The following is a 20,485-nucleotide window of genomic DNA, read 5'->3' on the forward strand; positions in this document are numbered from 1 at the left end:
AGCAGATAGGGACTCACGTCAGATAACCTCCCTCAAGTGAAGATTAAAAAGCACATCTTCACTTGAGGGATAACATTTGCTTTTCATCTCTAACCAGACCACTTCCGCATTTCTGTTCAAAAGGAAAAAATAATTTTGTTTAGAGAGCTAAACTGGAGTTTTTGTTCTTGGAAATAGACAAAGCCGACTATCGTGATGTCGCCTTTTTCTTCAAGCGGTTCTAACGTAAATTTCACTTGTTCCATTGCCATTTCCTCTCCCGGCTTTATCGTTATTTCTTGAAGTGGCTTTACCCAATATTCACCCGTTTCATATGCTTTTTCCAACCAATCTTCTCCAATATATTGCCAACCTTGTGCTCCTTGTGATCCTTGTACAGAAAATAATTCACTCATGGTCGGAGGCAAAATTTGTCCTCCGATTTCCACATTTCCTGGAGGATTTGTTCTAATACAAACGGTTGGATTTTTTAGGTTGATATTTCCTATATTTTTAAACCAGATATCAGAAACAATTGTATAATGATTCGTATGTTGATTTTTAGAGATAGTATAATCAAAATACATATCACAGCTTTTTATTGCTTTGTTCGTTACTTCTTTCACTTCTTCTGTTATTGGCCGACGTTCCCTTTGTTTTTCTACTTTCTTCCTTTCTGTCTTCCTTTCAAGTGTATCTGCCATTAACAAGTGTTTAAAAGCATCAATAGACAAGTCTAGCATGGATACATTTTTCTTTTTCAATAAAAGACGTGTAATAACATTTGCGAGTGAGATTGGAAGGTTACTATTCCTCTCCTGTTCCCCTATGTTAATGGACAGGCTTAAAAGGGGAATGTTTGTATCTTCTTTTGTAAAAATTTCTTGACCTTTTATATGATATTGCTTTAATTCTGGATACACCTTTTCCTTCAATTCTTTCCAGTATAATCGTTTGTTTACGCCGATAAAAATCCCTTCATCTTTCCCCTGGTTATTAGACGGTTTTACAATCAGTCTTACAAACAAGTCCCCACTTAACCCTTCAAGGCTATTCTCCTCTGTTATTTCCATTTTCACTCCAACATACTGTAAGTATTTTTTTAGCTCTTCCACTAACATCGTGTCCGATTCTGTTACTTGTTCTAGATAAACAAAGACTTTTTTATTGTATAAGCTATTTGTAACGTGCAATATGCGATTATCTTTATCCCAATTTGATTCTAAGCCAAGTTCATTAAAATAAAGAATCGTAGAAGCTAACGCAGAAAAGGGTATCGTTCCGCTTGGTCTTCCATTGTAGTGGACCTGTATATTCAAAGAAATCACCCTTAATTGTTGATGGTTTCTTTTCATTATATGTAGGAATTATTCGCCTATGATAAAAACGACAGGAGCGATTAGGTTAACGCTTATTTTTCCCACTTGCCCTCGCTACTTTAAGTATAGATTCATAAACTAATAGAATAGAAGAGAATGTTCAAAAGCTAGGGAAATAAATTGCCATTCTATATCCCCTCAACTTTTTACCTCTTCTTGTTCTATACTAAAACACACACTAAAAACGCAAAGAAAGGAGAAAACAAAAAATGGTTAAACCTCATGGCGGAACGCTTGTAAACAGAATTGCGACCGACAACGAAAGAGACGTTTTATTGAAAGAAGCCAATTCCCTTCCTTCTGTCACTCTTTCCGATTGGAGTCTTTCTGACCTTGAACTTATTGCTAATGGAGCGTTCAGTCCCCTTGAAGGCTTTATGAACCAAAATGATTATTTACACGTATTAAAAGAAATGAAATTAGCGAACGGAATAGTTTGGAGTATCCCCATTACTTTACCCGTTTCAAAGCAGATAAGTAACGGTCTTGAGATTGGACAGGATATTGCGTTAAAGGGGAGTGACGACGTTATTTACGGGATCCTTACATTGGAAGAAAAATTCGAATATAACAAAGATGTGGAAGCACTTTTTATTTATAAAACATTGGATAAAAACCATCCTGGCGTAAGGAAAACGTATGAGAAGGAGGATGTTTACCTTGCAGGGCCTATTACATTACTAAATCACCCGCTAAAACAATTCAATAAATTCCAGTACGATCCTAAAAACTTAAGATCATTATTTAAGAAACGTGGTTGGAATACGATAGCAGCCTTTCAAACAAGAAATCCCATCCACCGTGCTCATGAATATTTACAAAAAACAGCTCTTGAAATGACAGATGGATTACTGATTCATCCACTTGTAGGGGAAACAAAAAAAGATGATATTCCTGCAAAGTTGCGATTTGAAAGTTACCAGGCTTTACTAGAAAAGTACTACCCAGAGGAAAGGGTTCAACTATCTGTCTACCCTGCTGCAATGCGGTATGCAGGACCAAGAGAGGCTATCTTCCATGCACTTGTGCGAAAGAATTATGGATGCACACATTTTATTGTTGGACGAGACCATGCAGGAGTAGGAGATTATTACGGAACATATGAATCACAAGAAATTTTCGAACAGTTTTCTTCAGATGAAATTGGAATTGAAATCCTTAAATTTGACCATGCATTCTACTGTAAAATTTGCGAAAATATGGCGACTGCCAAAACGTGTCCTCATTCAAGCGATGCCCACCTGCATTTAAGCGGGACAAAGGTTAGGAGCATGCTAAGAAAAGGTGAAGTCCCTCCGAAAGAGTTTTCTAGACCAGAGGTAATTGACGTATTAATAAAGGGAATGCATTCCGATGAAAAATAATCGACATTCACTACTATATTACGGGGCCAACTAATGTTTGAGTGGGAGTTTTATTTTGTTCTTTTTTCTATTGCAGCAATGATTGCTTGCCTAATATGGGAGATAAAGAGCCCAGAATTAATCATAGCTTCTACGGTTGTTCTTTTTTTATTAACAGGGATACTAACTCCAAAAGAAGCAATAAATGGGTTCTCCAATGAGGGTGTGATGACAATAGGACTTCTGTTTATTATCGCAGGAGCGGTAGAAAAGAGTAAAATCGTAGAATCCTTTTTTAATAGATTAATTAAGGGACCACCTACTACCCGACTTTTCCTATTTAAATTACTGACACCTATTACGTCTCTATCTGCATTCATGAATAATACACCCATTGTAATCACATTAACACCTATTATCAGAAAGTGGTGCGAAAAACATAACATCTCCCCTTCTAAACTATTAATCCCACTATCGTATGCAACAATATTAGGCGGAACTATTACGCTTATGGGTACATCAACCAATCTAGTTGTTCATGGATTGCTCGTTGAAAAAGGAATGAGCGGTTTTTCCTTCTTTCAATTCGCAATTATTGGAGTTCCAATAACGATCGTAGGTTTATTGTATTTAATCTTCCTAGGATACAAACTACTCCCTAATAATCAGGTAACAATCAATTCAACAATAGAAAATTTGAGAGAATATGTTTGTGAAATATTGGTTGGGAAAGAGTATGCCTTTATTGGAAAATCAGTAGAAGAGGCTAAGTTACGTAATCTCAAAGGATTGTTTTTAGTAAGTATTATTCGAGACTCAGAACATATTACACCTGTTGCAAACACAACCGTATTGAAACATGGGGATCGCTTATTATTTTCTGGAGATATATCAACTCTTTCGGAGCTTCAGCAAACGAAAGGATTAAATCTACTAACAAATCAAGGAACCTATTTTCTTTCGAAACCGCAAAATCGTTTAGTAGAGGCCGTCGTTTCTCATCACTCCTCTCTTCTTTATAAAAAATTGAAGGACACCCATTTCCGTAGTAAATTTAATGCAGCCGTGCTTGCTGTTCATCGTAAAAATCATCACATTAAAACAAAAATTGGGGAGATTGAGTTAAAGGCGGGAGATATATTATTAATGGCAGTTGGTCAAGATTTTTACAAGAATGACCACCATAAGGATTTCTATTTAATTTCACCCGTAACACCAAATACATTGGTGGATAAAAACACCAAAAGAAAAGGTTGGGTATCCCTATTCCTTCTCTTATGTATGATTACTTTAGTAACTTTAAAGGTTTTATCCATCATCACTGCGTTGGGACTTGCTGTAGTAATGCTATTTTTATTCAAAATCATTACTCCTAGCGAGGCAAGAAGATATATCCAATGGAATGTTCTCATCCTTATAGCTAGTTCATTTGGAATTGGAGTTGCTATTCTAAAAACAGGTGTTGCAACATGGGTTGCCAATTTAGTTATAGGGAATACGGCATCCTTTGGGATTTTCGCTACAATTCTGGCTATTTATTTTCTCACTAATGTGTTTACCGAAGTAATTACTAACAATGCCGCTGCTGTTATTATGTTCCCTATTGCTTATGAAATTTCCGAAAAAATGCAACTCAATCCAATACCACTAGCAGTAATAGTCGCCATTGCCGCATCAGCAAGTTTTTCTACACCAATTGGTTATCAGACAAATCTCATTGTTTATGGACCTGGCGGGTATTCCTTTAAGGACTATTTAAAAGTTGGTATCCCGTTAAACTTAATTACTATGTTCGTAACAGTAACGATCGTCTACTTCATATGGATTTACTAAAGAAAGGAGGACTATGTATGAAGGCAGAAAACATTGTTTGGCATCATGGGGAAATAACGAAGAAAGATCGACAAGTGCGAAATAAGCATAAGAGCGCTGTCCTTTGGTTTACTGGATTATCAGGATCAGGAAAATCAACACTTTCTGTAGCACTAGAAAAAGAATTATTTGACTTAGGAATCCATGTCTACAGATTGGATGGTGATAACGTCCGACATGGTTTAAATGGTAATTTAGATTTCTCAGAAAAAGATCGAAAAGAAAACATCCGTAGAGTCGGAGAAGTAGCAAAACTTTTCGTCGATGCTGGAATCTTAACACTTACCGCATTTATCTCTCCCTACAAACAGGACCGAGATTGGGTAAGGTCGATTTTACCAAACGGCGAGTTTATTGAGATTTATATGAAAGCAAGTTTGGAAGAATGCGAAAAACGTGATCCAAAAGGACTTTATAACAAAGCAAGAACCGGTGCAATCAAAGGATTTACTGGTATAGACTCTCCATATGAAGTACCTTCTTCTCCTGAAATTATCGTTGACACGGAGAAACTTTCTATAGATCAGTCTGTTGACAAAATTGTCGAGTATTTAAAGCGGAACAACTATATCACTTTAAAGAAATAAGGGAAACTGATGTAGGGTTTCCCTTTTATGCCCTACTGAAAAATCAGTAGTTTAAAAGCGAATGGAGGTGTTAACAATGCTTAATCTTGCTATTAAGTTGGCAATTTCTGCTGGAAATGCGGTAATGAAGATATATAAAACGGATTTTGACGTAGACATAAAAGAAGACAAATCACCGCTAACAACTGCCGACAAGTACTCCCATAATATAATCACTAAAGGATTATTAGCTAATTACCCAACTATTCCAATACTCAGTGAAGAAGGGAAGAACATTCCTTTTGAAGAAAGAGAAAGATGGAAAACATTTTGGCTAATTGATCCTCTTGATGGGACAAAAGAATTTATTAATAGAAACGGAGAATTCACTATAAATATTTCCTTTATAAAAGATTCCCGTCCTGTTTTAGGGGTAATTTACGCACCTAATTTAGATTTACTTTATTTTGCTGAAAAAGGAAAAGGCGCATATAAAGTAACCAGTGCAAGTACCAGTCAGAACCCAATAAGTGACGCGTCAAAGCTACCCCAAAGCAATCAGAATGAAACACTAACAGTATTAGCGAGCCGCTCCCATCTTACAGATGCGACGAAACAATTTATTACTAATCTTGAAAAAGTAAAAGGGAAATCTAAACTTATATCAGTCGGAAGCTCATTAAAGTTTTGCTATGTAGCAGAAGGATTGGCGGACATCTATCCAAGGCTTTCTCCAACAATGGAATGGGATACTGCTGCTGGACAAATGATTATAGAAGAGACAGGGGGCTTTGTCTTAACCGAAGCGGATAAAACGCATTTATTTTATAACAAGCCAAGTCTAATAAACCCGTCATTTTTGGCTTATAATGCTTCTTTTAAGGATTAACATTGGTTAGTCCTTTTTTGTTGAATTAAGTCTTTTCACATTCACTTTCTTTTTACATATTATACAAAAGTATATTCTACTAGAAAGGGAGAAGAATATGTCTAAAACTCCACCAAAGGTTTCCATTATCTTTCCTGCTAAAAACGAAGGGACAAATGTTAAGAGTACATTAGATTCCTTATTCACTGTGAAAACAAATATTGAGTTTGAAACGATTGTTATTGACGATGCTTCAACAGATGGGTGTTGTGATTTTCTTACTACTTACCAGTATCGGAATAAAGTTCAATTGATCAAAACAAATGGGATTGGTCCCGCCAATGCTAGAAATCTTGGGGCAGAACGTTCTTCTCATGATTATTTAATTTTTTGTGATGCACACCTCACTTTTGAAAATTTTTGGATTGACCGGTTGATGTTCCCAATCCTATCTAGAACCTCTGATGCAGTATGTCCAGCAATTGCCTCTATGACAGATTCAAATGTTATTGGATTTGGACAGTCCTTAACACAAAGCCTAAAGGTAAAATGGAATAACCGTAAAAAACATTTATTTGAAACAGCCGTCCTTCCCGGTGGATGTTTTGCCATTTCAAAAGCTGCATTTCAAAGTGTTGGAGGATTTGAAACTGGGTTTGCTAGCTGGGGGCATGAGGATGTAGAAATATCAATTAAACTCTGGTTATTTGGATATCGCTGCCATTGTGAACCGAATGTTACAATCCTTCATTTGTTTCGAACCTATCATCCTTATAAAGTAAATTTTGATGATATAAATTATAATAAACTGCGGATGGCATATTTACATTTTAATGATTCAAGAATTCAAAAAATTAGAGGATTATTGCACCATAGCAATGCAAAGATAATTGAATCGAAGGTATTACGAGATGGTGTATTAAAGAAAAGGCGGGAATATTTTAAGAAAAGAGTGCTAGAGGATGATGCCTATTTTTCAAAGTTTCACATTTACTTTTAACTACTCTATATGTAGGCTTATGAAGTAGTGATACTGTGGCTTTCTTATCTAGCATATAGTGTATCTACTTTATCGAATATTTAGTACCTTTGCATGTTACCTTCATAAGCTTCTTTAATTATAGTTCAAGAACTCCCCTGTAATAATTCAGTGTGTCCTCCATCGATTGTTCGAAAGGAATACTAGGAGCCCAACCTAATTCGGATATTTCACTTGTATTGACAAGAAAGGGAGTCTGGGGTTCCGCTTGAGGATCTGTTTGACATTTCACTTTAGCTTCAGAAAATACTAACAAGGTGGTCACAACTTCCATTAGCGACCGGCTGACACCGGAGCCAATTTCATATGTTTGCTGTACTTCTCCTTTATTTAACAGTACTTCATATGCTTTCACCGCATCCCTCACATCAAGAAAATCTCTTTGTGCGTGAATATTTTCAATAGGTAGTTCAGCCATTCCCCTCCTCTTCTCTATCGTGGCAATTTTTTGTGCAAATATTGAAGAGACACCAGATGACCGACCTGGGCCAACTAAATTAGACGGCTTTGCCAATAAAGCATGAATATTAAATAATCCTGCCCAGTACTGTGTCAACACGGATTGGAAATACTTTGTTATACCGTATGGATGATTTGCCTGCATCTTATTACATGGATTAAAGTCAATCATTGAGCCAACAATTAGTACTCTACAAGCGGGAACAAACTTCCGAACAGATTCTAAAAGATTCAATGTTCCTGTAACATTAACATGAAAAGAGTGAAGTGGATTTTCCCAAGATTTCTTGACATTATTCTCACCAGCCAAGTGTAATATATAATCGGGCTTAATTTTTTCTATTATTATATCTAGCTGTTTCTGCTCCATTAAATCACATTTATATATGGGGATATTATCTCCTTTTGTCTTATTACTATTTACTAAACCAATAACCTTGTAACCACTGTCCGAAAAATGTTTACATGCATGAAGGCCAGTAAAGCCTGAAGCACCCGTTATAAGGATTTTCTTCATTTTGTTTCATCTCTCATCCACGCCTTTAATTCATACAACATCTCTTCGTACCCTGGAATACCAGATGGAACGTCGTCTCTAGTATTTTTTAAACTTTTATCGTTTTGTATATGCTCATATGGCAAAATCGTTACATCTTCCTTATTAAAGATCCTTTTAAATAATTTTAATAGCTCATACTTTGAAATTTTCGTTTCATGACAGAGATGATATAACCCACTGACATTTTCTTTTATACACCGTTCTATTGCTTTAGCTAACTGAAGAGTTGTTACCCCATTCCAATACACATTACTATATCCATTAATCGTCCCTTTTTGTTTCATAAACCATAAAAATAAGCCTATGCCATCTTCTTTTAACTCTGGACCGATAATCGATGTCCGAATTGTTAGATGTGGACTTCTTTCTATTTCTCCTAATGCTTTTGTTTTCGCATAAACACTCGTTCCATCTTTTTCATCTGTTTCTACATACTCTCCCTTATTACCAGAGAATACACAATCAGTACTTATGTGAATGAGTTTAGAATGCATAGAATCTAATAGATTGGCTAAATGATAAGGAAGGAGACTATTAACAAGTAAAGCGTCTTCTACCTGTTTTTCTGCATGGTCATTCAATAATCCTACGGCATTGATCACGATATCCGGTCTATGCTTCATTATTACATCCTCTACATCTGTAAAGTTTCGGACATCTAGTGAAATACTATCTTTACTATGGGAACCTCTTCTAGTATACATAACATCAAAATCTGTCTTTTTCTTTAAATAGTTGACGATCATATGTCCTGCCATTCCATTCCCACCTAAAACCAAAACCTTCATTCTAGGAAGCCCCCATCCCTTAACATTTCTTTGATTTCGTCTTTCGAAATTAGGTTATCGCTAGAACAATAATTATCGAGATTTACCTTAGGATAGGAACTGTAAAACTCTCTAAGCCCCTTTATTTCAATTGTAGGCAGGATAACAAAATATTCATTATCATAAATAATAGTATTTTGGCTCTCAAATTCCGTTAGTAAAATTTCGTGAAGTTTCTCTCCAGGTCTTATCCCCGATTCAGCTATTTCAATATTCTGATCTGCAAATTCTTCAATTAACACATGAGCAAGATCGATAATTTTGCAAGTAGGCATTTGCATAACAAAAATCTCTCCACCATGGCTTTCGTAAGTTGCTTTAAATAATAGTTTAATAGCGTCTTTAATGGTTAAAAAGAATCTTGTCATCTCATTGTCCGTTATACCAATTTTCCCTTTATTTTTAATTTGATGTTTGAATACATGAATAACACTCCCGTTTGTTCCTAAAACGTTTCCACCTCGAACACAAACAAATTTTGTTTTATTTGTAAGCATATTAGCATTTATTATCAACTTTTCTCCCATTGCTTTTGTGCAACCATAAAAATTGGAGGGATTCGCTGCTTTATCTGTCGATATATTGATTACTTTTTCCACATCGTTTGCTATTGCTGCTTCAATAATATTTTGTGTGCCCATTACATTTGTCTTCAATGCTTCTAGAGGCTGGTGTTCGCAAACAGGAACATGCTTTAATGCGGCCAGATGAAAAACATAATCTACACCTTCACACGCTTCTACTAGTGCTTCCTTATCTCTTACATCTCCTATCACAAATTTCAACTTCGGATTATACTCAAATTTCTGCTTCATTAATACTTGACTTGTTTCATTTCTAGAGAAAATTCGCACTTCTTTTGGTCCTTTTTCTAATAGTTGTCCAACTAATTCATACCCCCACGAGCCAGTTCCACCTGTAACCAAAATAGTTTTATTAGTAAACAATATCTGAACCTCCTAAAATAATTTTAATAACTTTATCTGATACATTTAAATCAAGATATTCAGGGGGACAAACCCAATTTGCGGGACTTGATGTCATTGCTTTCACACCATCAATAATATCCTTTTCTTTTAAGCCTGAAATTAAATTACTCCCACAATCTACTGTTTCCGGTCGTTCCGTCGTTTTTCTTACGGTTACAGTCGGAATATGAAAAATACAACATTCTTCTTGAACTGTCCCGCTATCCGTCAATACACAAAATGCATTTTTTTCTAGTGTAATAAAATCAAAAAAACCAAACGGCTCATGAAATTCAATTAATGGATGTAAGGTCAATTTTTTTGTTTCTTTAAGCTTAGATCTTGTTCTAGGATGAGTACTAAATATAATCCTGTTACTATATTTTTCTGCTATTTTATTTAGAGCATTAACAATGCTTCTCAAATGTTCAGGGTTGTCTACATTCTCTGCTCTATGAATTGTTACAAGGAAATAATTCTGTTTCTTCACGTTTAACTTTTTTATAATTTCACTCCCCGATATTTGTTTTTCATAGTGCTTAATCACTTCATATATCGGGTTTCCACAGATAGCTATTCTACTAGGTGTCATTCCTTCTCGGAGCAGGTTGTTTTTACTATAATTTGTATATACTAAATTGAAGGATGAGATTGCATCAATGATTTTCCTATTCTTTTCTTCTGGTACATCTAAATCGAAACAGCGGTTTCCGGCCTCCATGTGTACAACCGGAATCATAAGCCGTTCCGCTAAAATGGAACTTAATCCACTATTCGTGTCTCCTAAAACTAGTACTTTATCTGGTTTCTCCATAAGTAAAATTTCTTCTAAGTCTGAAAATAACGTAGAAAGTTGCTTTCCAAAGGACTGTTGTTTCGTAGATAATGTATAATCCGGCATACGTATCCCAAGCTCTTTAAAAAAAACACCGTTTAATGAATGGGTAAAATTTTGCCCAGAATGAACAATGATATGCTTTTCCGCTAATTCATCTAACTTCTTTATTATTAGACTTAGTCGAATAACTTCAGGTCTTGTTCCTAGTACAGTTAATACCTTCATATTCACCTCTCCTTAATTTCCTTTCTCTTAATATGTTTATGATAAAAGGTAGCTCGTGTCCTAGACTAATCTCTTATTATTTAAAAAAGGCATTTAACTAAAGGGTTTCTCTTGTTACTCAAGTTTAATCATGGTATTACCCTTTCTCACTCAAGAGTCTATTTCATCCATTAACTAGTACTTTTAAATTGTTGAATTGCTTTTTCAAATAGGTATACACTTCTTTCCCATGTCCACTTCCTCGCTTCCTTTTCACCCTCATGTATAAGTTTGGTTCGAAGTTGTGCGTTTTCTATTAGAGTGGATACATGTGGTACTAGTTTATTTTCATACCTATAAGAAAGTAGACAGTTTTGACCATGCCGGCAATAATCCATGTTCCCCCCCGAATAGACTGTTACAAGTGCTGCTCCACACTTCATTGCTTCCAATCCAGGTAAGGAAGCTGTATCATATGTGGAGGAACTCACAAAAATATCTGTTCTATTTAAATACTCATTAAGTTGCTGATCATTTTTGGGGCTAAGCGAGTTAAATAAAGGATTAGAATGGAATTGTCGAAGAATTGGTGACGACATTTCACCTGGTGGGGTTATTAGGTTAAATGTAACGTTGGGGTATTTATGCTTTAGTGCTGTGAAAGATTCCATTAGATACTCCTGCTCTCTATGCCAAGAAAATCCTCCATCGGGTATTCGTAGTATTCCGCTTACTTCAAGATTCTTATTGATTACTCTTTTTCCTAAATTACTAAAATTTTTACTTACACCTACAGGCACTATTTCCCCTTCTATCCCATGATTTAATTGTATAAGCTGTTTTTGCCAATTCGATAGTACTATAAGATTCTTACTTGTATGATAACTTTTAAACGAAGATTCATGGTCTGGTAAAAATACTGGTTCATAACATAGGCTTAAGCGAACGTGAACTCCTTTACCAGATTGACTTGCCTGTTCACAAATACTTGTTAACGTGTAATAATTAGAAATAATTACATCACTTTTAGGAATGTCCCCTACGGTAATATTTGGACGTCTTGTCCTTTTCACATTTACTTTTAGAGGGTATTCAATAACGCCTTGTGGTGGCATTATCACCGCTACCTCATGCCCTCTTTCTGTTAGTCCATTGGCAAGTTCTACTAACATTCTTTGGGCCCCCCCTTTACAGAGGGTAATCGCTACAAACGTTATTTTCACTTGTACTCCCTTCCTTTCTCAATATACTAAATCTAAGTTTAGTTTTAGACTACAGATTTTCTAAACGTTCGAAACATTGTAGAAAAGGCTGAAATATAGCCAGGTTCCTCAGTTTTTGTTTCTCAATATGAAGTGCTATTTTCTCTGACTGCTTCAACGGCTGTCGGTTAAGAGCTGTTATCCTCATATTCTCGTTAAGCAAGGCCCCAATTTGACGTAACATACTATGAAACATTTGTTTCATTAACATAAAATTATTTGGATATTGTCCACAAAGAAGCTGGTAATTGATTAATAATTGATTGATTTGATGCAAGTTATACGGCACTGGTAGAAAAGTTAAGCCAATAATCATCTGATCAACTGTTTTATATGTTTCTTGAAATTTATAATAATTTTTTTTAGACTGATCTTCAATTACATTTGAGATAGGGTGCTCTTGATGATAACTAATTAAATATTTATCAGTGAGAAAAGTGGCTCCATTTTTATAAAGACGGTATCCCATCTCACAGTCATCCCACCCATATCCTGGATACTCCGCAAACAATCCAACTTGATCGATTGCTTTTCTAGAAGCCGATACATGCCCCGTACCAAATAGCTGCCAAGGAATGCGGTAGCCTTTAAGGTCATACCCATAGTTTGATATAATCGTATTTAAATAATATGATTCATATGGAGCAGTAAAAGAGAGTTTTCGATAATTTTCTTCGACTATATCCTTCTCACTGATTAAAGGGGTTACTTGATGTAGTTGTTTAAAAGGAGCAATTTTCTCCTGAAATTCTGAATGATTCTTAATTAGATTGGTGCAATCTCTGAATTGTGTAGGGGAAAATTCAGGAAACAAGACAGAATATACTTTTTTCATCAACATTACTCCAGTAACAACAAGGTTAGGGTATCGTTGGTGATATTGATAGTGAATAGCTAAAAAATCAGGCTGTACAATAATTTCCGCATCTAAGAAAATAATAATATTACCTGTAGCAGCTTTAATTCCAAGATTACGTGCCCTAGGTCTTCCAAGGTTTTGCTTAACCGATATAAGCTTAAAATGAAAAGAAAATGTATGGTTTTCTAATGTTTTTGTTTGATCTGTTGATCCATCATCTATCATGATGACTTCTACTTTAGAAAGGTCAAAATTTTGATTTTCAATTGAATAAAGTGTAAATAGATTTAGTGGAAATTTATTATAAGTTGGAATAATCACACTAACTTCTATATTGTTCAAAATAGTACACCTCCAATACTAAAAAATTCAAAAATTAGAAGCCACTTAAAAAGACTATCAGATAGTCCCCCCCTCTGCTATCATTCCAATATTCTAAAGGCCCTACAGACTTTTTAATAAGTTCATAATTACTAGATGCTACCTAAACCCGCCTCTCCATTTTCTTCAAGATAGATTAACCTATCCAAAATATCTTTGTATTTTTCCTGAACCACTTCTATTTCTTTTCGCTGTTCATCAGCGAAACGTTGTGACCCCATATTGCTGTGTACCCGATAATCAAGTAATGACTCATTTAGAATTTCCAAATGATATTTACAAGCTATTCTGTTCCACATATCGTAATCCTGTGTATATTTTAAGCTCTTATTAAACCCCCCTACCAATGAGAGAACTTCTTTTTTTACTAAGACTGTACTTCCATTTATGGGACAGCTTTTTTGAAGTTGCCTTAAAAAGTCTACTCTCCTTTTAATAACAAGCCCTACATTTTTATTTATTGTTTCGTTCGATTCATTTATTAAATTGTAGTTTGTATATACTAAGTCCGCTTTTGTTTTCTTCATAAACTCTACTTGCTTCTGTAGTTTATCGGGATGAAAAATATCATCCGAACTCAACCACGCAATAAGATCTCCAGAAGCAGCTTGTATTCCCACATTTAAGGCTGTTGCTGTTCCCCCATTTTCCTTATAAATGTATTGAATTCTATCCATATACGGATTTAACAAATCCTTGTTTTTAATAGATCCATCATCTACTAAAATAATTTCAAAATTCTTGTATGTCTGATCAAGGACACTTTTAACTGCTTGATCAACAAATTCACAATTGTAAAATGGGATCACAACACTTACCATAGGATTTTCCATAAAAATTCCCCATTTCAAAAAATACTAAAACAGTAGTTATTCCCTAAACAATCATTAATCCTTTTACCAATTAGTATCTTTTTCGTAGTTTAGATCAATTAATAATTGACCTGCAAATCTCTTAAATAATAATTTAAGTTCTTCATCAAATTCATCTTCCCATCCACCAATTTTCCCTTTGCGAAAGGTCGGCGAAGTTGCTGGGTTAATATTTAGGATCATTTTATTAACCATATTTGTTTTAGAATGTGAAGATAGCTTATCTTCCCAGAGAAAGTCTACAATTCTATTAATTGTTTGGATTCTACCTGCTTCCGATGAAATTATGTCCTCAAACCTTATAGATAGGACACCTTCATGACCAATCCATTCGCTAAAGCTTTTGTACCAATCGTTTACATTAGGGTTATCTATATATTTGTAATCGGTTCGATATCCACCTTCAATAAGGAATTTAATACGGTCTTTATGAGTAAAGCCTTCTTGGTGAAACGTGTTATATAATGGATGTATTTTTAGAGTAGGAATAAAATAGGAATAGGACACCACAACGTCTCTAGGGTCTCTCAATACAAATATATGTTTCATATTTAAGCTTTTAAATAATTCTTCCCATTCTTTAGAATAAAATATATGTCCATTAATAAATTCATTAGTTGAAAGAGTCTTTAATCCTTCAATCTTTTGTTCCGGTTGATAGTGAGTATGCCCCATCAGCCCTTTATCTGGGTGATGTTGCATCCCAGGTATTCCAAGTAATATCTGCTTTAATAAATGAGTCCCGCTTTTCGGAATTGAATTTAATACAAATGGTGCCAGATCATGTAACTCATCCGATTTCATATTTCCCCCACCTTACTTTTTGATAATAAAATTTTCTTTATATCCTATGTATATTTTAAATGAATGTTTGGACAACTCTCCCAGTTTTGGAATCTATTTATAAATTAATTATTTTATAGATAACCTATCTACATCTTTGCTTGTTTACTGCATAAAATAAATAGGAATTGTTTATTAAATGAAATAGAAAGGAATGAAAACACTTGAATCTGCCCCAACGGAACAAAATAAAACCATTCTTCGTTAATTCCATACCCAAAAGTGGTACACACCTAATCAGACCACTACTAGAAGGGATTCCACCACTCCAACATCATGCTTTCATATATCCTGGCAAGCTAGATCAAATTTCTGAACATCAATTAATTCTGTCTAAAATGACCAACAATCATTTTTCAAATGGACACTTTTACTACTCTAAGGAATACGAAACAATGTTAAACAACTTAAATTTAAAGCAAATATTTCTATATAGGGATCCCAGAGATATCGTAGTATCGTATGCTTATTTCTTTATGAAATTAGAAAATACTCCGACCTATCATTTTTTTGTTAAAAACAATATGGATTTTAAACAACGCTGTTTAGCATTAATAAATGGAATTGATTCGCTAAATAGGGTAAACATTGATTTATGGTATAGGTTATTTATAGATTGGAAAAATAAGAATAATATTCCTCCTATAACTTTTGAAACCCTTATAGAATCCTCACAATCGCAAAAAAAGTGCTAGAGGCAATAATCCGCTATTTAGAAATAGAAAATGATTCAAAAAGACTTAATCCTATGATAGAAAAAATGCAAAGTAACGTATCCCCTATTAAATCCCCAACTTTCCGAAAGGGACAAGCCGGAATATGGAAAAAGGAATTTGATGAGGAAATCAAAAATCACTTTAAGAATGTGGCTGGTGGTTTATTAATTGAATTAGGCTATGAAAAAGACTATGACTGGTAAATAAGTTCATGAGAAAATATCATATGGTGGCTTAGAATCTAAATGCCCCCTATCCCCCCTCCGTTAACCCCAATAACAGTTTTTGGTCCTTAAGTGTAGCTTTAGTTATTTTTCCGCTAGTGTTCTTTCTACTAATAAAAAGCAACCCCGCCAATAATAAAGTAGACGGGATTGTTTTTTATTTTCTTTTTTTCTTTCGTAAATCGAGAAAAAACAATTTTTTATATTTACTTTTTACTCTTTCTGTTTCATTTACTATTCCACCTGCATGTTTCACCGACCCCATAGAATTATGAACACGGTATAAAACCAATAGTTCATCTAAATAAAAAATACTAGTATGAAGAGTAAGTCTACACCACATCTCATAATCTTGAGCATATTTAAAACTTTCATCAAACATTCCTGCTTTTTCTATTAAATCCATATCTGCCATCACTGTACATCCATTAATTGGACAGCCAGTTAATAGCAATTTTATTAATCTACTTCTACTCATCGATCGTGAATGTATTTGATTTATCGCTTTGTTATTAGCATCAATTGTCGTAAACGCAGTATACGAAACAAGTGCACCTACTTGTTTCATAAATGCCAGCTGCCGCTCAATTTTATTTGTGACAAACATATCATCCGAACTTAACCATGCAAAATATTTCCCTGTAGCATGTCTTATCCCCGTGTTCAGGGCGGATGCTGTTCCACCATTGGCTTTTCGTATATAACGAATTCTATTTTTAAAGGGTTCTATTTTTTCCATATGTTGTGTTGAACCATCATCAACAACAATCACTTCTATATTTTTATACGTTTGATTTAGTGCACTTTTTATCGCTTGATCTACAAATGGACAATTATAAAACGGGATAATGATAGAAACTTTCATGTCACTACCTTCTTTCAGAATCATCTACATTATTATATGTAACTCCCCCCTTTCTTGGTTGTACCATCTCCCAGTTGTTGCATAATGTTAGGCATAAAAAAGAGCACTTCAATGAAGCGCTCTAAAAATTAATAATATAATATCTCCACATTTTTTACTTTTCCTTCCTTTATTTTATAACATCTTAAATCCTCTTTTTTATGACTGATAGAAATTACAAAATAAAAGGCTTCAGGATATACTGCATGCTTAATATCGTCTTCAGAGGGAACGGCTATTCCATTTGGGTGCGAGTGATAAATACCAATAAAATCTTCATTAATATCTTTCATTTTTTTTAAAGTTTTCTCTTGTTGGTTAATATCCATCGCAAAGGAAAAAGGAGTAGGTTCTATATTTTTCATAGGCCATACAGTTAAGCAACGATTCCCCCTACCTGATAGTAAGCCACAAGCTTCATTTGGAAGGCCACGTCTACACTTGTTTATCATTTTACTATACATTTTTTTTGATAAGAGAACGGTATTATCTTGCTCCACAGCCGCATCCTTTGAACTTAAACTTCGTTCTCTTTGCCGCCACTTTCTTTTGTTTGGCTGTTCCAATGGGTGTACTTTTTGACTGTTTGTAAATTTTATTTAATTCCTTTGATTGCATCTGTTTCCCCCCTTTCTAATAATCACTTTCTGCTATATCTGTTTGGGTCGAACATTGTTTTCTTCGATTCGTTCGATATTGGCATCGTACCGTATTTTTCATATTCCGGGTTAATTATATTCTCAGGTTGAGTTTTCCTCTTTTTTGTATCCGACTGCTCTTTCATCTTTTCAAGTAATTTATTTTTCTTATTTGACTGCGATTGAATTTGCTTTCTAAGGTTTTCTATCTCCCTTTCTAATTGCTCTTCTAGCTGCCTTTTTTCCTGATCCTGTTCTTGTTTCTCTGAAAGATGTTTATTTAATAAAGACACTTCCTTTTCAAGGTCCGCTTCCTTTTGTTTGTATTCCGTTATTTTTGTTTTTAATGCATTTAATTCTTCTTCGTAGTACTCTTCAATTTTTTCTAGTTCCGTATGAAGGGTACTCATTTTTTCAAGGTATTTCTGCGTTTCTTTATTCCTTTCTTCTGCTTCCTTCATGGACGCACTAACTTCCTTAAACTTGTTCGAAAAAAAATCTAAATGTTCCTCAATTGCATCAAGCTTTTTCCATATTTCAGGATTCCGTTCTTCTTCACTCTTTCCCCATAAAAAATTCCACACTTTATTCAGCCACCTTTCTTCCTTTTGTTTTTGTAAAAGCTTGCTTCTGTACATTTTTATTTCATCTATTTGCTTTTCCGTTAACAGACAGTAAGCTTCCATGTCCCAGTAAACACTTCCTGAATGGAGCAAAAATGTTTGAAATTCTAACAGAAATGAAAGAAATTCCTTTTTGTATTGTTCAAACAAAAGTAGTCTCTCCTGATGATTATTTTCATAAAAAATTGTAATCTCTGGAACTGTAGTTGAAACAAAGTCCATCTTTTGTTCACCAACAAGAAACTTTCCTTTATCTTTTTCAGAGAGTGTTTCTTTATTTGCCATTGACCTTCACCTCCGTCACGTATAACGTTGTACTATTGTATGTATCATTTGTTTCCAAGGTTAAAACGAAAGGACTAACACCAATACTTCTCCCTACTTACTGGTACTTACAAAATCTATTTATTTGTAAGTACACTAGAAGCAAAATCCTATTAAAAATTTATGTCAATGAAAAAGAAAGAGGAGTAGAGTTACTCCCCCTCCTCATCACTTAGTCATCAAAAGAATCTCCAATTAGGTCAGCGAAAGTATCACACTCATCAAATTCTACTAGGGCATCTACTACGCCACTGTCAAAGATAACGACATTCGCTGTATTTCTAAGGATCAATCGGAAACCTTCTCCTCCGTTTGCAAAGATTTGAAGTTCATAGAATAATTGTTCCGGCACACCGTCAAAGTAGCGAGTACCTTCACCAACTGCTGTTAGTGCGTCGTCTCCACAAGTTACACTGTCGATAGAAGTAGGGTTGAATGTAAAACTAAAGTCTGGTTGGAATCCTGTTGCAGTTGGAGTTGGTGTAGGACCCTCTTCTGTATCTGTGAATGAGTAAGTGAATGTACTGTCTGCCAACGAACATTCTTGGCAAATTTCTGCTCTCAAAGTAGAGAGACCTGTTACCGTATCTGCTGTTCCTCCTGTTCCAAATGTAGCTATTGTGTCTTCATTTCTTGCTAGGGCAGTTGCCTGACATTCACAGTTATCAACTGGGAATAAACCAGGGCATTGTTGAGGGAATTCTAGTAGGTCTAGGTTACAAGAAATTTTTTCTTCTGGTACTCTAATATTATTTGGACGAGGGAAACAGAATTTAGCTAAAACTTCTAGTTTAACTGGGAATTCCACTTGAACATCTTTACATAGAACAACTTTCAATGGAATCATTGGTCCAAATGGATCCGGTCCCATTAACACGCCACCTGAAGTAGCAATAACCTGAGTTGCTCGAATGTTCAAATTGTCGTTTGTAATACCTGTTGGTACGCAAAGCATAATTTCATCTGTAAATTGTGTACGAACAACAAAGGAACATTCAGCGTCTCCATCAATTAAGATAGTAACTTCTACGGGTACTGTCCAAACAATCAATACTCTTCCCGGATTCCCATTCTCAAGGATGTTTCCAGTTACACTAACATCTTCTGGATCAACTGGTGCTGTTTGAACCTCTACTCTTTGGCCAGCCGCTAACGCTGCACTCACTGCTGCACGACAGTCTTCATCAGGAATGAAATTTTTATTTTCATACTTGTTAGCAAAAAACACCCAATCATATACCTTATCGACTCTAATACATTCTGGTGCTAAGTCGTTAGGATCTAGCGGGATTGGAGAAGGCGATGGCGTTGGAGTTGGGGTCTGGGAACCCCTAATAGCTTGACGCTTCTTCACATAAATCCTTCCTTTCTTTCAAATGAATATTTTTGATACACTATATCCTATGGACGAGAATAAAAATGGTATAGAGAAATTACCTATTTTTCCAAAAAAATTTAGTAGGCTATTTAATAGTTTTTTTATTTCAAAGGCATTTGGAGACAAAATAGGCTAAAATTTGGGTTTTTGTCAGTGGAATAGTAGAAAATTATTCATAGAATAATTAGTGAAAGGAGGGTGATCATACCTTCTTGTTAACAAAATAAAACACTATAAAGGGCTTGTACAGCCTTTATATAAAAAACAATTTTACCATTACTGCCTATAGGCATTTTAAAATATATTAGTTTAGAGTTAACTAAAACGCTCACTTTCAAATGAATATTAGATGAACGGATAAAAAATTATCATTGCGCGATGATATTTAAATAGATAAAAAAACCATGTGAATACTGGGAAATTCACATGGTTTTTTGTTAGGCTCTTTTCATAAAGTTTGCTACTTTTCAACCGAAAACTACGTTTCGCCAATTGAGTTGATTGGAGCTATGGGGAAAATTGATAAGTGAAACAATAATCTACGAGAAAAGAGCCTTTTG

The 20,485-nt window shown here is 34.8% G+C and carries 21 protein-coding genes; 7 read left to right on the forward strand and 14 right to left on the reverse strand.

Annotation, left to right across the window (positions count from 1 at the left end):
• Nucleotides 1-116: 116 nt before the first annotated feature.
• Complete coding sequence (locus ACFSUL_RS18430; protein ID WP_377937350.1) at nucleotides 117-1,298, reverse strand: hypothetical protein; 1,182 nt, start codon at nucleotides 1,296-1,298, stop codon at nucleotides 117-119.
• A gap of 269 nt (nucleotides 1,299-1,567) precedes the next feature.
• On the opposite strand from ACFSUL_RS18430, the gene sat reads away from it, so the two are divergent.
• The 5 genes from sat (at nucleotide 1,568) to ACFSUL_RS18455 (ending at nucleotide 7,007) form a co-directional block, all read left to right on the forward strand.
• Complete coding sequence (sat, locus tag ACFSUL_RS18435; protein WP_377937351.1) at nucleotides 1,568-2,722, forward strand: sulfate adenylyltransferase; 1,155 nt, start codon at nucleotides 1,568-1,570, stop codon at nucleotides 2,720-2,722.
• Nucleotides 2,723-2,755: 33 nt separating this feature from the next.
• Complete coding sequence (locus tag ACFSUL_RS18440) at nucleotides 2,756-4,534, forward strand: SLC13 family permease (protein ID WP_377937352.1); 1,779 nt, start codon at nucleotides 2,756-2,758, stop codon at nucleotides 4,532-4,534.
• A 17-nt stretch (nucleotides 4,535-4,551) separates the two neighbouring features.
• A complete protein-coding gene (gene cysC, locus ACFSUL_RS18445) occupies nucleotides 4,552-5,160 on the forward strand; it encodes an adenylyl-sulfate kinase (RefSeq protein WP_377937353.1) in 609 nt (202 codons plus the stop codon).
• 76 nt (nucleotides 5,161-5,236) lie between these two features.
• Entirely contained in the window at nucleotides 5,237-6,028 is a 792-nt protein-coding gene (gene cysQ / locus ACFSUL_RS18450; RefSeq protein ID WP_377937354.1) for a 3'(2'),5'-bisphosphate nucleotidase CysQ, read from the forward strand.
• Nucleotides 6,029-6,125: 97 nt separating this feature from the next.
• Nucleotides 6,126-7,007: a glycosyltransferase family 2 protein gene (locus ACFSUL_RS18455; protein ID WP_071412722.1), complete on the forward strand. Its 882-nt coding sequence runs from the start codon at nucleotides 6,126-6,128 to the stop codon at nucleotides 7,005-7,007.
• 118 nt (nucleotides 7,008-7,125) lie between these two features.
• Here the strand turns inward: ACFSUL_RS18455 and ACFSUL_RS18460 are convergent, their stop codons facing one another.
• The 8 genes from ACFSUL_RS18460 to ACFSUL_RS18495 form a co-directional block, all read right to left on the reverse strand.
• Entirely contained in the window at nucleotides 7,126-8,022 is an 897-nt protein-coding gene (locus ACFSUL_RS18460) for an NAD-dependent epimerase/dehydratase family protein (protein WP_377937355.1), read from the reverse strand.
• Entirely contained in the window at nucleotides 8,019-8,852 is an 834-nt protein-coding gene (locus ACFSUL_RS18465; protein WP_377937356.1) for a dTDP-4-dehydrorhamnose reductase family protein, read from the reverse strand. The genes ACFSUL_RS18460 and ACFSUL_RS18465 overlap by 4 nt, the downstream gene beginning before the upstream one ends.
• Nucleotides 8,849-9,838: an SDR family NAD(P)-dependent oxidoreductase gene (locus ACFSUL_RS18470; protein ID WP_377937357.1), complete on the reverse strand. Its 990-nt coding sequence runs from the start codon at nucleotides 9,836-9,838 to the stop codon at nucleotides 8,849-8,851. Before ACFSUL_RS18470 ends, ACFSUL_RS18465 begins: the two co-directional genes overlap by 4 nt.
• On the reverse strand, nucleotides 9,828-10,922 hold the full coding sequence (wecB, locus tag ACFSUL_RS18475; RefSeq protein WP_377937358.1) for a non-hydrolyzing UDP-N-acetylglucosamine 2-epimerase: 1,095 nt from the start codon (nucleotides 10,920-10,922) through the stop codon (nucleotides 9,828-9,830). Before wecB ends, ACFSUL_RS18470 begins: the two co-directional genes overlap by 11 nt.
• Nucleotides 10,923-11,092: 170 nt before the next feature.
• On the reverse strand, nucleotides 11,093-12,073 hold the full coding sequence (locus ACFSUL_RS18480; protein WP_377937359.1) for a glycosyltransferase family 4 protein: 981 nt from the start codon (nucleotides 12,071-12,073) through the stop codon (nucleotides 11,093-11,095).
• Between the two features lie 100 nt (nucleotides 12,074-12,173).
• Nucleotides 12,174-13,364, reverse strand: a complete 1,191-nt coding sequence (locus ACFSUL_RS18485; protein WP_377937360.1) for a glycosyltransferase family 2 protein — start codon at nucleotides 13,362-13,364, stop codon at nucleotides 12,174-12,176.
• Between the two features lie 131 nt (nucleotides 13,365-13,495).
• The gene (locus ACFSUL_RS18490; RefSeq protein ID WP_377937361.1) at nucleotides 13,496-14,236 is read right to left on the reverse strand and encodes a glycosyltransferase; all 741 of its coding nucleotides are present in this window, start codon (nucleotides 14,234-14,236) and stop codon (nucleotides 13,496-13,498) included.
• Nucleotides 14,237-14,299: 63 nt separating this feature from the next.
• The gene (locus ACFSUL_RS18495; RefSeq protein WP_377937362.1) at nucleotides 14,300-15,079 is read right to left on the reverse strand and encodes a sulfotransferase domain-containing protein; all 780 of its coding nucleotides are present in this window, start codon (nucleotides 15,077-15,079) and stop codon (nucleotides 14,300-14,302) included.
• A 203-nt stretch (nucleotides 15,080-15,282) separates the two neighbouring features.
• Between ACFSUL_RS18495 and ACFSUL_RS18500 the strand changes: the two genes are divergently transcribed.
• Both ACFSUL_RS18500 and ACFSUL_RS18505 read left to right on the forward strand, forming a co-directional pair.
• Nucleotides 15,283-15,813, forward strand: coding sequence for a sulfotransferase domain-containing protein (locus ACFSUL_RS18500; RefSeq protein ID WP_377937363.1), 531 nt, complete (start codon nucleotides 15,283-15,285; stop codon nucleotides 15,811-15,813).
• Nucleotides 15,807-16,037, forward strand: a complete 231-nt coding sequence (locus ACFSUL_RS18505; protein ID WP_377937364.1) for a hypothetical protein — start codon at nucleotides 15,807-15,809, stop codon at nucleotides 16,035-16,037. Before ACFSUL_RS18500 ends, ACFSUL_RS18505 begins: the two co-directional genes overlap by 7 nt.
• A gap of 178 nt (nucleotides 16,038-16,215) precedes the next feature.
• On the opposite strand, the gene ACFSUL_RS18510 is transcribed toward ACFSUL_RS18505, so the two are convergent.
• The 5 genes from ACFSUL_RS18510 to ACFSUL_RS18530 form a co-directional block, all read right to left on the reverse strand.
• Nucleotides 16,216-16,923, reverse strand: a complete 708-nt coding sequence (locus tag ACFSUL_RS18510) for a glycosyltransferase (RefSeq protein WP_377937365.1) — start codon at nucleotides 16,921-16,923, stop codon at nucleotides 16,216-16,218.
• A gap of 128 nt (nucleotides 16,924-17,051) precedes the next feature.
• Entirely contained in the window at nucleotides 17,052-17,462 is a 411-nt protein-coding gene (locus ACFSUL_RS18515; RefSeq protein WP_377937366.1) for a M67 family metallopeptidase, read from the reverse strand.
• The gene (locus ACFSUL_RS18520) at nucleotides 17,449-17,580 is read right to left on the reverse strand and encodes a hypothetical protein (RefSeq protein ID WP_377937367.1); all 132 of its coding nucleotides are present in this window, start codon (nucleotides 17,578-17,580) and stop codon (nucleotides 17,449-17,451) included. The genes ACFSUL_RS18515 and ACFSUL_RS18520 overlap by 14 nt, the downstream gene beginning before the upstream one ends.
• 22 nt (nucleotides 17,581-17,602) lie before the next feature.
• A complete protein-coding gene (locus tag ACFSUL_RS18525) occupies nucleotides 17,603-18,508 on the reverse strand; it encodes a coiled-coil domain-containing protein (protein ID WP_377937368.1) in 906 nt (301 codons plus the stop codon).
• Nucleotides 18,509-18,719: 211 nt separating this feature from the next.
• Nucleotides 18,720-19,901, reverse strand: a complete 1,182-nt coding sequence (locus ACFSUL_RS18530) for a BMQ_0737 family morphogenetic spore coat protein (RefSeq protein WP_071412735.1) — start codon at nucleotides 19,899-19,901, stop codon at nucleotides 18,720-18,722.
• Between the last annotated feature and the right edge of the window lie 584 nt (nucleotides 19,902-20,485).

The sequence above is a fragment of the Bacillus seohaeanensis genome (genome assembly GCF_042684945.1).
Taxonomy (GTDB): domain Bacteria; phylum Bacillota; class Bacilli; order Bacillales; family Bacillaceae_B; genus Rossellomorea; species Rossellomorea seohaeanensis.